This window comes from Microcoleus sp. Pol7_A1 (genome assembly GCF_036701085.1).
Classification (GTDB): domain Bacteria; phylum Cyanobacteriota; class Cyanobacteriia; order Cyanobacteriales; family Microcoleaceae; genus Microcoleus; species Microcoleus asticus.
Window position 1 is genome coordinate 33,400 of sequence record NZ_JAUBQD010000042.1, and the last position, 12,848, is coordinate 46,247.

A 12,848-nucleotide genomic window follows, 5' to 3' on the forward strand; every position below is an offset into this window, starting at 1 on the left:
CCCTAAGCACCCGAAGCGACGTTTTACCTGCACATTTATGTAAGGGGAAAGGTGCGCAGTGCGCACCCGGAAAGAGTATTAAATTAACTTAATTATGAACTCTTGAATTTTCCGCCTTTTGCGGGGTCTGACCAATCGCAAGAAAAGCCTTTTGTTTCAGCGACAAACTGATTCCAAGGAACCGGCAGCACTGCTTCTGGCGTAGCATAAGCGATGTTAAACAAACCGTCGTCTCTCACTTCGCCCAACCTCACAAATTTAGAGATGTGGTGGTTGTTTTCCATCGTAACTTTGCCCTCCGGCGCGTCAAAAGTTTGACCCAAAGCTGCTGCCCGCACTTTTTCCAAATCGTCGGCTGTCCCAGCTTTTTCGACGGCTTGCTTCCACAGGTAAACCATGATGTAAGCTGCTTCCATCGGGTCGTTAGTCACTCTATCTTTGCCGTATTTTGCCTTGAAAGCTTCAACAAATTTTGTATTTCCCGGAGATTCCACAGTCATGAAGTAATTCCAGGCGGCGTAATGGCCTTTAAGATATTCTACGCCGATCGCCTTTACTTCTTCTTCCGCAATACTGACAGACATTGACGGATATTTGTCCGGCCCCAAACCTGCACCCTGCAACTGTTTGAAAAATGCTACGTTGCTGTCGCCGTTTAGGGAATTGAAAATGACACCCCCGTCTGGCAAAGCTGCCTTAATTTTAGTAATAATTGGCGTGACTTCTGTCCCGCCCAAAGGAATGTAATCTTCCCCAACTAATTCGCCGCCTTTGGCTGCTAGCTGTGCCTTGATAATGGTATTTGCCGTGCGGGGGAAAACGTAGTCAGACCCGACTAAGAAGAATTTTTTGCCTTTATTTTCTAGCAGCCAGTCAACTGCTGGTTCGATTTGCTGGTTCGGCGCTGCCCCAGTATAAAAGATGTTCTTGGAACACTCTTGACCCTCGTATTGTACGGGATACCAGAGCATATGATTTTTTTCTTCAAATACTGGCAATACTGCTTTGCGGCTGGCGGATGTCCAGCATCCGAAGACAGTGACAACTTTATCTTGGTCGATCAATTTTTTGGCTTTTTCGGCAAAAGTCGGCCAGTCTGAGTTGCCATCTTCTACTACTGTTTCGATTTGTTTTCCGAGGACACCGCCAGCTTTATTAATTTCTTCGATCGCTAATTGTTCGGCATCGACAACGCTTTTTTCACTGATTGACATCGTGCCGCTCAAGGAATGCAAAATTCCTACTTTGATCGTGTTTCCACTGCCTGCTGCTGGTGTAGTTCCTGTTGATGTGGGCGAAGTGGCTGGAGTTGCTGTTGGAGTGGGAGTTCTACAAGCTTTGAGAAATAAACTTGATGTTAGGGTAGCAGAACCGTATAAAAGAAATTTCCGCCGATCGAATCGCTTTGCCATTTTTTCTGGTTACTCTTGAATAGATGAGTCAGATGATTGAGAATAATAACACATAGCGACTTGATATTAAGACTAGGCTCATCAGACTGTTGTATGTTTAGCTACAAAACTTAGTGTTTTTCACAAAATGAATGCTTTGTGGGGATTGATGGCAACTGCGGCAGAAACCCGGCTGATACCATGTTAGATGTAAGATTTTAGATTTGAGCTTCACGATGAAATAAGGGTTTGGTGCACGGGCCTACCGTTCAATTCTGTTCTGAAACCGGGTTTAGACACCAAAATACGTCTTTTCAGCAATTAGTGTGACATTAGAAAGCCGGTTTCTTTACATAAATTATCTTAAATTATCTTATTGATGCTACGAGTTAGTCACAAACCGGGTCGATCGCACAACATAGAAAGCGGGTTGCTCGCTCTCAACAGGTTATTGATGCTAGAACTTAGGCACCCACCGGGTCGATCGCACCAAATAGGCTTGTATCAAAGCAGGTGACGATCGCACTTTGCTTTGAGCTCAAAGCAAAGTGCGATCGTCACTTGTAGAAGTGCCCCTGATGTATGGAGAATAGCGGACTCGAACCGCTGGCCTCTGCGGTGCGATCGCAGCGCTCTACCAACTGAGCTAATTCCCCTGATTGAGTTTTAATTTAGCATTTTAGATGCGGGATTGCCGAATTTAAAAGGCTTACAGGTCTTGCTCGCTCTCACGTTCGCAGACCGTCACCTACGTTAGCACGTAACTGCTAAAAACGTCAAGTGTTTTGCGCAGCCGGCTCAGTGGGGGCGATCGAGCAAAGTTCCGCCACTCTGTCCAACTCTAAATCAGCAAAATAGTCCACCGTCCAATTAGCTTGGCGCTGGATCATGTGAAACGGGTAAGTGTGAGTCACACCCGCAACCTGAATCCCCGCTTTTTTCGCCGCTTCAATCCCCGCAAAAGTATCTTCTATCGCCAAACACTCGATCAGTTGCAGGTTAAATTCGGGATATTTCTGGTTGAGAAGTTCCACAGCCAATAGATAGCCGTCGGGTGCTGGTTTGCTCGCCCTCAAGTCGTCGCCTGCGACAATTAACTCAAAGTTTGCTGCCAAACCGGCCCGATCTAACACCAATTCTATATCCGATCGCATTGCCCCACTAACTACGGCCATTTTCAGTCCGGCGGCCCGAATTTTGGCAATAAATTCTGTCAAACCGGGATAAATCGGCAGTTTCTCCAAAGTATTTATTTGAACTTTGTAAGCTTCGGCCTTGCGCAGCAGCAGCCGAGCGAGGTATGTTTCTGTCAAAAATCGTCCCCGGCGCTCGAGCAGTGCGGTAATGCAAGCGCGATTGCTCCTTCCCAAACAAACTTCTCGAACCTCCCCACGTTTGAGCTGGAGATTTTCATCCAGCATCAATCGATCGATTATTTTCTCGTGAATCGGCTCGTCATTAACAATTACACCATTAAAATCAAATAAAACTGCTTTTAGAGTCATTAGTCATGAGTCATTAATCATTAGTTATTAGCCTCTTAACAGTCAACAATCAACAGTTAATAAATCAAGCGGGAGCTGGTATGCCTGGTAAATCGCCACCAAAATCAGGAGCCCGATCGATAGGATTCCACCCCGCCGCCACCCGCACCTGTTCCAAATCTTCCCCAGGCAAAGGTTTCACACCCTGCGTTACCTGATTTACCCACCAGTGTTCGTGAGTTTGCACCGCCGCGAATCCAGCCGCCCCCACCCAAGCATCGAGGCTGCCAGCCGCGTAAGACTTAATATAAGGCTCTTCAAAGATATCAGCCAGCCACTCTGTCTGGCGCAAAGTTTTTTGGTTTCCGTCCAAAATTGCCACTTGTCCCCCAACCTTCAGCAGTCGGAAGCTTTCTCGCAAAATTGCCCGCGATACAGCAGGTGGCGTTTCGTGAAACAGCAAGGAAGCTGCGACTAAATCGAAGCTGGCATCGGGAAAAGCAACGCTTTCGGCATTTCCGTGCAACCACTGGATATTTAAGTCGGTTTTTTGCGCTTTCATTTCGGCGACTACCAGCATATAAGGCGACAAGTCCAGGCCGACAACTTCCGCTTCGGGAAAAGCCTGCTTGAGGATGAGCGTTGTCGAACCGGTGCCGCATCCCAAATCGATAATTCGGCGCGGTTTCACCCGCACAGCGTCTATTAAGCCTTGCCTGACTACTGTTTCGTGGGGAGGCAAAACATATTGCGTGATTGGATCGTAGGAAACGGCGGCACTGGGGTTGAGGTAGCCGCCTTTAATGCCGTGAAAGTTTTGGCTCCTGTAATATTCGGGATAAACTAGGTCGGGTTGTCGGTAGCGATCGCCCGCTGTTTCCCAGTCGATACCTTCGTAGAGTCGTTTCAGTGCTTCTTCGTCGATCGCCAGTCGAATCAAGGGCGACAAAAAGCGCTCGAAAATTGTATCCTTGCCAACAGCCATAAAACTCCTTTAACAAAAACTATTCTAATTTTAGCCAAAGGCCGTCAACTTAGCATTCATTAAAACTGTTGAGTCGCTCTTCCCTCTTCCCTCGAACCTCTATCCCTTACCTCGGTTACAAACTCCGTGGGCTTCCCTTCCCACTTCCTCCTGATACCACTTTCCAAAAATAATGGATCTGTAGATAATATCCAAAACCTTGTATTATAGGCATTCCCAAATTTAAAATCTAAAATCTAAAATCTAAAATCTAAAATAGTCTTACTTGCCGTTACTAATAGGAATTTTTACCAAAAACTCCGTGCCACCGCCCGGAGGTTTAGAAATTTCGATGCTGCCGCCGTGTCCGTCCACTACAATTTTGTAGCTAATTGCTAACCCCAAACCAGTGCCTTTGCCCACGGGTTTGGTAGTAAAAAATGGGTTATAAATTTGGTCTTTAACGCTGTCGGGAATGCCCGGGCCGTTGTCGGCGATCGCCACTTTCAGAAATTTACCGCCATTTTCGCGAACTACTCCCGTGGAAATTGTAATGATTTTATCCAGGCGATCGATCTCGTTCAAGGCATCGATCGCATTGCTCAGCAAGTTCATAAACACCTGATTGAGCTGAGACGGATAGCACTCGACTAAAGGTACTTTTCCGTATTTCTTGACTATATAAACTCTATTTTTGAGGCGATTGGAGAGCAGCAGCAAGGTATTTTCCATACCTTCGTTAATGTCCGCCAGCTTTTTGTCTGATTCATCGAGGCGAGAAAAGTTGCGCAAAGAAAGAACTATGCTGCGAATGCGTTCAGTTCCTATTTTCATAGAATCCAATATATGCGGCAAATCTTCCTCGATAAATTCTAACTCAATTTCTTCTACAAAATCTGCGATTTCCTGGGGAACCTCTGGGAAAGTTTGTTTGTATAAACTCACCAAGTCTAACAAATCTTTAGTATATTTGCTGGTGTGAGGCAAATTAGCGGAAATGAAGTTAACGGGGTTGTTGATTTCGTGCGCTATCCCGGCCACCATTTGACCTAATGATGACATTTTTTCGCTCTGCACTAAATGAGTTTGAGTTGTTTTCAGTTCATTTAAGGCACTATTGAGCCGTTTTATTTGGTCTTGGGTTTGACTGTAAAGGTGAGCTTGAGTAATTGCGATCGCCAATTGGTCTGCCACAGCTTTTAACAGTTGAATTTCCTCCTCGCTCCACAGCCAATGAGTAGCGTGGCTGCAAATTAAATAACCCTGCGGCTGGTTCTGAGTCTGAACAGGTACGGCTAAATAGCTATTAGCTTTAAATTCGATATGTTGAGCTGCACACTCCGCCAAAGTGTCGCTAGAAAGAATAATTGGTTCGCTTTGACCGCTCCGTACTAACACATTTTCGATAAAGTAAGGATCAAACTTTATGGCTGGTGTCGGAGAATCCGATTGGCAAGATTCCGACATAATTTTTAACATTTTGTTTTGCGGTTCGTACCAACCAAAAGCCGCCCGTTCTAGATGCAGCAAATTTACTATTTCTTCGACTGTACTTTGCACGATTTTGTCTAATTCTAGGGAAGCCCGAATGCGTCCGGCAATCCGGTTGAGCATCGCTTCTCGCTCCGCTTGAGCGCGATTGTTTTCGGAAGAGTAAATTAGCCAAATTGCTGCTAGCATTGCCGGGCCGAGCAGTCCGGCGACTACAGATGTCAGCAAATTTAATGCTTGCAGTTGAGATTCAATATTTTCGCGGGGAATTACTAAAGCCATCGACCAGTTAACTTCCTTGAGGGGAGCATAGGCCACATACACCCATTTGTTATCTATTTTTACCAGTTCGATGTTCGTCTGGCGATCGATCATCTGCCGCGCAATTGTGGAGAGTGCGGGGTCTTGTGAGTGTAAAAAGCTTGGGGCCGGCCGATCGATATTTCCAATTAAGTTAGTGTTGGGATGAACAATTGGCACTCCTTGTGAATTTATCGCAAAAGCATAACTTTCGGAACCGTACTGCAAGCTGTTAGCCACAGATGCTACTCTGTCTAATTTTATAGCGCCTGCGAGCACTCCAATTACTTTATTGGAACCGGGAGGCAAGGGCCAAATAGGAGCTGAAATGATGATGGTCGAAACTTTTGTACTGCGGCCGATCAGCGGGTCGGAAACGTTGACATACCCTGCCATTGTTGTGCGAAAGTGTTGGCGGTCTTTGGTGTTTCCGCGGTTGCCTAAAGTGTTTATAAATGAGCCGTCGGATTGAGTTAATGACAGGATGAAATACTCTTTTAATCTGTATATTTCTCCTTGCAACCGGGGCTCGACTAATTGCCAATTGAGAGTCCGAACCGTAGGATCGTAAGCAATGGTTTCTATTTCTGCTTTGCGGCTGCTGAGCCAGCGGTCGATTTCGTCGGTGCCTTTTTCTAGTTTTAATAGTGCTATTTGCTTTAAATTGTCGAGGATTAGTCCGCGCACAAAAAAATAGCTGATGCAAGCAGTTGTGCTAATGGTTAAAGCCGTGGTGGCCAGAATTAGCAGGGTCAGCAAATGGCGGCGCTGCCGTCTGTGCTGCCAAAGACTGTGCGCTTGTTGCCACCCTGATTGAGCAGAACTGCTGATGTTGTCCCAAAAGCGGCGCAGCTTTTTTGTTGGGTGCGGCGGCGCAGACATAGATCTGGCTTGATTTGCTGGGTTTTGCATCATCAAATGTTCCCTCAGAGTCAAATTCATCAAACGGCATTCTTCCTTGGTCCTTCGGCAGAATTAATATCAGGCAAGTAGTGACACCAGTTTAAGAAAAGAATGCAACTGTAGCCGAGATAAAAACGCTAGTAGTGATTAGTTATTCCCAATTCTTCAATCCTTTAATCTCAAGTCTAAAATGGTAGGATTTGCATTCCTGACTGCAACCAGTTTTTATTCTGGTAGGACACTCGCATTCTATTGTGGCATCAATTTTATATTTCGACCTTCGGTTTACCTACTTGAGGTGAGTGCTTTACGATATCTTTAATATCTATCTTGTTTGTATAACAAAATAATTGTAAATAACACAGAGAAAATACGGAGCTTTTTAAATTAGCAAGGTATTATAATGTATGGGCAAAACCCTCTTGACAATTTTACCAATTTGCGCTGCGGTTTTAAGGGGAAATTTTTTCCTCTAAAGCTTTTTTGGCGAAGCGGGTTGCATAAACGGTGAGGGCGATCGTTGCTAGCAAACCAATGCCGTAGAGAGTCCACTCCGCAGAAGTGCGCGATCGCCCTGGCGATCCGAGTGCAGCCAAACTCCCGGCCAGGGAACCGATATAAACATACATGACAGTTCCCGGAATCATGCCGATCCAAGATGCGAAAAAATAGTCTTTTAGAGATACCTGCGTGACTCCAAAAGCATAGTTAAGCAAATTAAACGGAAAAATGGGAGAAAGCCGCGTCAGGAACACAATTTTCCATCCTTCAGAGGCAACTGCGGAGTCGATCGCCTTAAATTTTTGATTGCCCTCTATCTGTTTGGAAACCCAGTCGCGAGTTAAATACCTTCCTGTTAAAAAAGCGCAAGTTGCGCCTAAAACTGAGCCGATGGAAACGCAAACCGAACCGCCAACGACTCCGAACAAAACGCCAGAACCGAGAGTCAGCAAAGAACCGGGGATAAATAGAACCGTTGCTACAATGTAAATTAGAATAAAAGCTGCCGGGCCCCAAGGGCCGAGACTCGCGATCGACTCCAGCGCATTTTTCAAAATTCCTTGGAAATTAAAAAACTTAGTCGCTGCAATTAAAGCCACAGCTAAACCAATCCCTAAAATCAGCTTCCAACTGTTGGATGGCGGCGGATTTTCACCGGGCGATCGCGAATCATTCATTGCTTACAATCTCCACTCTCAATAATATGGACATGGGGCATTGGGCCCAAAAGCATGGGGAATCGGGAATCGGGAATCGGGCCCAAGAGCATAGTTTCTTCCTTCTTCCTTCTTCCTTCTTCCTTCTTCCTTCTTCCTTCTCAAATCAAAGTACCGCCGCAGCTAGAACCGCAACCCGCCGTACAGCCGTAACAATAAGCAGCAGTTTGCACCTCTTGAATCAAATCTAAACTGCCAGATTCGAGCAATTTAGCAACAGTTATCTTTTCCCCGCTGCCTGTTTTTGCCGGCAGATTTTCCATCTGGTTAAAATCGCAGTCGTAGACATTGCCCAAATAGTCGATCGACAATTCGTTACGGCACATTAAATGTTCCAGAGTACCGGCATTAAAATTCTCCTCCAAAAACCCGAGATAAGGCTTGTGGAGTTTCTTATGTTCCAAATGAAACTTAGTCCGTCCCACCGGCAAATTAGTAATCGCGAACAATTGATTAAAACAAATCCCAAAATGTTCTGCTAAATAAACCTTGTAATCTTGCTCTAACTTGCCCTGTTCCGGTGTTAGCGAAAACTTATCTGTTGCCGGCACTTGTGGATTGTACACCAAATCCAGAGTTAAATTTGGGTTTTTCCCGTATCCCAACTGATTTAGCTTTTGCAGTGCCCGAATCGAACTGTCAAAAACACCGCTGCCGCGCATCTTATCCACATTGTCAGCTTGGTAGCAGGGAAGCGACGCCACAATTCTGAGTTGATGCTGCGCGCAATATTCGGGAATATCTTCAAAACCTTTTTCAAAGTAAATCGTCAAATTAGAACGAACAATTACCTCTTTACCTGCCGCCCTGGCAGCTTCCGCCAGCGGTTTAAAACCGTAAAGCATTTCGGGAGCACCGCCAGTGAGGTCAACAGTTTGAATTTGAGGAAAACGGCGAATGATTTGCATTAATTGGTCGCAAATTTCCGGGGAAAGTTCTTCTGTTCGTTTCGGACTAGCTTCTACGTGGCAGTGAGTGCAAGCGAGGTTGCAGCGTTTGCCGAGATTAATTTGTAAAACTGTAATCTGCTTTTTAGTTAAAGCTGAGTGAAGTTTGTTTTTGAAAGGCGTGACTGCTGTCTGAATCATGTGCTAACCTTTTAGTCTCTGAACGCAACGAATGTAGAGGCGTTCGGCCGGAACGCCTCTCATAATTTAGCACTAATTATTTGGATGCGACAGCGACAAATTTTAACCGATCGCTACAAAGTTAATTGAAACTCACATCTTGCACCCTTATTGAAAACAGGCAAGATGCCTGTTCCACAAGAGATTAATTTTTTTGTGGAACAGGCATCTTGCCTGTTCATAAAAGGCTTATTGACAATACTGCAAGAGCTGAGTTAAAACCGACAAGGCAAGAATTCTAATTTTGACACTAATCTTACTTTAGAGAGTCCACTAATTTCTCAACTCGTGCTTTAATCTCATCTCGAACGCGGTGAAAAGTTTCGATGGGTTGTCCGTCGGGGTCGTCGAGTTGCCAATCTTCAAACACTTCTCGCAATACCCACGCTTCGGGTAAATTCACACCGCAGCCGCAGAGAGAAATTACTGCATCGTAGTCTTCGGCATTGAATTGGCTTAATGGGTTAGATGTTTGATCGGTGATATCAATGCCGATTTCTGACATGACTTGAATTGCTGTTGGGTGAACTTTGCTTGATTCTAAACCGGAACTGGTGACTCCAATTTTGCCGTCTCCGATGGTTTTAGCGAATCCTTCTGCCATTTGCGATCTGCAGGAGTTTCTTTTGCAAACAAACATTACTTTTTTCATGGTTTTTGCTGGTTGTTAGTTGTTAGTTGTTAGTTGTTAGTTAGATGTTTCAAGGGCGCGATTTGCTACGTCGATCGTCTTTTTAGCGGCTTGTTCCTTGCGTTCGCTGTAGCGATCGGTCAAATAATCCGTTTGCTCCCGCAACAGCAAGGTAAACTTGTACAGTTCCTCCATCACATCGATCGCGCGATCGCGGTAAGGCGAATCCTTCATCGTCCCATCTTCATTAAATTCCTGATAAGCCTTAGCAACCGAAGACTGATTCGGAATCGTAAACATCCGCATCCAGCGACCCAAAATTCTCAAAGTATTGACAGCATTAAAAGACTGCGAACCGCCGCTGACTTGCATCACCGCCAAAGTTCGGCCTTGAGTCGGTCTGACAGCCCCAATACTTAAAGGAATCCAGTCAATTTGGTTTTTCAGAATACCCGTAATATTGCCGTGCATTTCTGGACTCGACCACACTTGACCCTCCGACCACAGGCTCAATTCCCGCAACTCTTGAACCTTCGGATGAGTATCGGGAACGCTGCCGTAAATGGGCAATTCTAGAGGATTGAAAAATCGAACTTCGGCACCGAAACCCTCAATAATTCTCGCCGATTCTTCCGCCAACAAGCGGCTGTAAGAACGCTCTCTTAAAGAACCGTATAGAAACAAAATTCTCGGTTTGTGCGTAAAACTTGTCATGATACTTTTAATTAAAATCCCGAAATCCGTTAGATAGTTCTCGATAAACTGCGACTGCTAATTGCGCTCCCCAAATCGGAGCCACCCAGTAAACCCAATGGTGTTCCCAAATGGCGCCAACTAAAGCCGGGCCGAGCGATCGTGCCGGATTCATGCTCGCTCCGGTAATCGGCCCCATAAATGCAGCTTCTAAGCCTACAGTTAAGCCAATTGCTATCCCGGCAAAGCCGATGTGAGCGCGTCTATCTAATCCAGAACCGAGGATGACCAACATTAAGATAAAGGTCAAAACTGTTTCTAAAATTAGAGACTGCAACCAGTTACCTTTGAGAGGAATAGTTGCACCGAGGTTTGCTACTTTACCTAGGGTAATTAGCAGCAATTGAGAAGCTGCGATCGCACCCGCACACTGCCCTAAAAGGTAAGGCAAAACTTTGTATTTTGGGAAAAAACCGCTCGCCCAAAACCCTAAAGTTACGGCTGGATTAAAGTGTGCGCCGCTGATGTGTCCTAGGGCGTAAATCATCGCCGTTACTACTGCCCCAAATACAAAACTGATGCCTAAATGAGTTACGGAACCAGCGCTAGTTTTGTTAACCATCACCGCGCCGGTGCCTGCAAAAACCAAAATAAATGTACCTAGAAATTCCGCGATCGCCTCTCGCCTGCAATCGGGGCGAGCACAAGCTAACCTATGAGCTGTTGCATCCATCGCTCAGAACTAATTGTTGCCATCCCATCATATCAATAAAAATTGATATGTCAATTATCAAAAAAGCCATATCAGTATTTGAGTGATTAAGAAATATTGATGGGTTAACCCGCGTCGGAACACGGGCGCGCCGGCAGGATCGGGCTGAAGCGTCGGTATTGGGCGAGATACTGTTCGAGGGCGACAAACTGGGTCAAATTGAGTCTGTAGTAAATCCAGCGGCTTTCTTGGCGGCTGCGCACTAAAGCTGCATCCTTCAAGGCTTTGAGGTGAAAAGAGAGTTTAGACTGAGGGACTTCAAGTCGATCGCACAAATCGCACACGCACAACTCCTGTTCCCGCAGCAACTCCAAAATCTGAAGCCGCAGGGGGTCAGAAAGAGCGTGAAAGCCAGCAGCAATCAATTTATCTGCAACAGGTGGCGCGATCGGAGAATTTTTAACCATAAATTACCCTTAAAATTTTATTCAAAAGCTCCCGGCACGATTTCTTTTTTTACCGTTAGATTTGATCGGGTTATCCTTTGATGACAATCCCAAATCAACTGCGAACTCTTTCTCTTCTAGGACTAACGATTAATTCTCTTACCGATGCAACACCCAGTAAGCACAGCCGCTGATTAACGCAGCAATTGGCAAGGTCAAAATCCATGATAGTAGAATCTGATAGAAAACGCGCACATTAGCTTTTTTTGAAATCAATCCGACACCAAAAATTGAACCTACCGAAACATGAGTAGTAGAAACTGGAAGTCCATAGCGACTGGCAGCAATAACTAAAAATCCCGTCACTACGTTTGCCACCAGCCCTTGACCGGTATTCATTGCTGTCAGCTTTTTGCTCATTGTTTCGGCAACTTTTTTAGCATTCAATAAACCGCCGATCGCCATTCCCAAAGCTACTGCTAAACTTCCCCACTGAACTGATATTGATTGACCGACTAACATCAGCGAAACAATTTTCGGAGTATCGTTCAATCCTCTGGCAAAACTGACGATTCCCGCACTCATAAAATGGCAAACATCCACTAACTTTTGGCTGGGAATTTGTAAGAAATTTCCCAAGTACCTTTGCGTGCATTTATCTAGAGAATCGACCGCAACATCAGCGGTTGTAATGCACTTAAGTATGTTAGTTGCATCGGGCTGGGGAATGGGAATAATCTGTTGAGTTTGACCAGCGCAAATACACCATTCTTTCTGGATTCCTAAATAAACTCGCAGGTAGCGAGACAGCCCATAAATTAAAGCTGCTAATGGAATCGCAATCATGGGACTCAGCAACAAAGGCATTAGAAAAGTGTTCTGCAATGCTGTAAAATTAACTTCAGTAGCAATTGCTACTAAACCTGCACCTACAAGAGCACCTGTAAGACCGTGAGTTGTGGAAATAGGGAATCCAGTTAAGGTAGCAAGAATAACGGTTAAACCCGCAGCGATCGCGACTGCCAAATGAAAATCTGGGGCATTGGCGATCTCGTCTGGAACTAGCCCTTTTCCCGAAAAGCTTTTTACCAGCGTTTCTGCTAAAAAAATAGAAAATACTGAACCTGCAAAAGTTGCGATCGTTGCCCAAGTAATTGCTGTTTTATAGCTCGTCGTCTGACTGCCAAACAGTGTTGCCACGCCTTTAAAATTATCATTAGCACCATTGCAGTATGCTAAAAAAAATGTGGCGATAAATAGCGCAATAAGTAACATTTTATTATTCAGAATAAGTAGGGCTTATTTGAAATAGTTTTTGGCCGGGGATCCTACAGCACCGAATTTGATTGTATAGACACAGTTGCCTCAAATAAAATAATGAAAATATTAAGATTTATTTGGAAGGCGAGCGATCGCGTCTTAATTTCGCGCAAGCAACATGGGCACGAGATTGAACGATACTATAATTAAGGCTCGGCGATCGCTTCCG

The 12,848-nt window shown here is 45.1% G+C and carries 11 protein-coding genes and 1 tRNA gene; all 12 read right to left on the reverse strand.

Features of this window, described 5'->3' with window-relative positions; all coding sequences use genetic code 11:
• Window positions 1-92: 92 nt before the first annotated feature.
• Complete coding sequence (urtA, locus tag QUA20_RS21515) at window positions 93-1,412, reverse strand: urea ABC transporter substrate-binding protein (protein WP_333191057.1); 1,320 nt, start codon at window positions 1,410-1,412, stop codon at window positions 93-95.
• 562 nt (window positions 1,413-1,974) lie between these two features.
• Window positions 1,975-2,047, reverse strand: a tRNA-Ala gene (locus tag QUA20_RS21520).
• A gap of 120 nt (window positions 2,048-2,167) precedes the next feature.
• Window positions 2,168-2,896: an HAD family phosphatase gene (locus QUA20_RS21525; RefSeq protein WP_333191058.1), complete on the reverse strand. Its 729-nt coding sequence runs from the start codon at window positions 2,894-2,896 to the stop codon at window positions 2,168-2,170.
• 64 nt (window positions 2,897-2,960) lie between these two features.
• On the reverse strand, window positions 2,961-3,860 hold the full coding sequence (locus QUA20_RS21530) for a methyltransferase domain-containing protein (protein WP_333191059.1): 900 nt from the start codon (window positions 3,858-3,860) through the stop codon (window positions 2,961-2,963).
• Between the two features lie 261 nt (window positions 3,861-4,121).
• The gene (locus tag QUA20_RS21535) at window positions 4,122-6,545 is read right to left on the reverse strand and encodes an ATP-binding protein (protein WP_333191060.1); all 2,424 of its coding nucleotides are present in this window, start codon (window positions 6,543-6,545) and stop codon (window positions 4,122-4,124) included.
• A 440-nt stretch (window positions 6,546-6,985) separates the two neighbouring features.
• On the reverse strand, window positions 6,986-7,711 hold the full coding sequence (locus QUA20_RS21540) for a TVP38/TMEM64 family protein (protein ID WP_333191061.1): 726 nt from the start codon (window positions 7,709-7,711) through the stop codon (window positions 6,986-6,988).
• A gap of 140 nt (window positions 7,712-7,851) precedes the next feature.
• Window positions 7,852-8,838 carry an arsenosugar biosynthesis radical SAM (seleno)protein ArsS gene (gene arsS, locus QUA20_RS21545; RefSeq protein ID WP_333191062.1) on the reverse strand — a complete coding sequence of 329 codons (987 nt, stop codon included), beginning with the start codon at window positions 8,836-8,838 and terminating at the stop codon, window positions 7,852-7,854.
• Between the two features lie 295 nt (window positions 8,839-9,133).
• A complete protein-coding gene (gene arsC, locus QUA20_RS21550) occupies window positions 9,134-9,529 on the reverse strand; it encodes an arsenate reductase, glutathione/glutaredoxin type (RefSeq protein ID WP_333191063.1) in 396 nt (131 codons plus the stop codon).
• A 36-nt stretch (window positions 9,530-9,565) separates the two neighbouring features.
• Entirely contained in the window at window positions 9,566-10,222 is a 657-nt protein-coding gene (gene arsH, locus QUA20_RS21555; RefSeq protein ID WP_333191064.1) for an arsenical resistance protein ArsH, read from the reverse strand.
• 7 nt (window positions 10,223-10,229) lie between these two features.
• Entirely contained in the window at window positions 10,230-10,934 is a 705-nt protein-coding gene (locus tag QUA20_RS21560; protein WP_333191065.1) for an MIP/aquaporin family protein, read from the reverse strand.
• Between the two features lie 104 nt (window positions 10,935-11,038).
• A complete protein-coding gene (locus QUA20_RS21565) occupies window positions 11,039-11,380 on the reverse strand; it encodes a metalloregulator ArsR/SmtB family transcription factor (protein ID WP_333191066.1) in 342 nt (113 codons plus the stop codon).
• A 138-nt stretch (window positions 11,381-11,518) separates the two neighbouring features.
• Window positions 11,519-12,634, reverse strand: a complete 1,116-nt coding sequence (locus tag QUA20_RS21570) for an inorganic phosphate transporter (protein ID WP_333191067.1) — start codon at window positions 12,632-12,634, stop codon at window positions 11,519-11,521.
• Between the last annotated feature and the right edge of the window lie 214 nt (window positions 12,635-12,848).

Coding starts and splice junctions, on each gene's coding strand:
- arsC (WP_333191063.1), bottom strand. CDS start 9,529: ATGAAAAAAGTAATGTTTGTTTGCAAAAGAAACTCCTGCAGATCGCAA.
- arsH (WP_333191064.1), bottom strand. CDS start 10,222: ATGACAAGTTTTACGCACAAACCGAGAATTTTGTTTCTATACGGTTCT.
- QUA20_RS21530 (WP_333191059.1), bottom strand. CDS start 3,860: ATGGCTGTTGGCAAGGATACAATTTTCGAGCGCTTTTTGTCGCCCTTG.
- QUA20_RS21525 (WP_333191058.1), bottom strand. CDS start 2,896: ATGACTCTAAAAGCAGTTTTATTTGATTTTAATGGTGTAATTGTTAAT.
- arsS (WP_333191062.1), bottom strand. CDS start 8,838: ATGATTCAGACAGCAGTCACGCCTTTCAAAAACAAACTTCACTCAGCT.
- QUA20_RS21540 (WP_333191061.1), bottom strand. CDS start 7,711: ATGAATGATTCGCGATCGCCCGGTGAAAATCCGCCGCCATCCAACAGT.
- QUA20_RS21535 (WP_333191060.1), bottom strand. CDS start 6,545: ATGATGCAAAACCCAGCAAATCAAGCCAGATCTATGTCTGCGCCGCCG.
- QUA20_RS21570 (WP_333191067.1), bottom strand. CDS start 12,634: ATGTTACTTATTGCGCTATTTATCGCCACATTTTTTTTAGCATACTGC.
- urtA (WP_333191057.1), bottom strand. CDS start 1,412: ATGGCAAAGCGATTCGATCGGCGGAAATTTCTTTTATACGGTTCTGCT.
- QUA20_RS21560 (WP_333191065.1), bottom strand. CDS start 10,934: ATGGATGCAACAGCTCATAGGTTAGCTTGTGCTCGCCCCGATTGCAGG.
- QUA20_RS21565 (WP_333191066.1), bottom strand. CDS start 11,380: ATGGTTAAAAATTCTCCGATCGCGCCACCTGTTGCAGATAAATTGATT.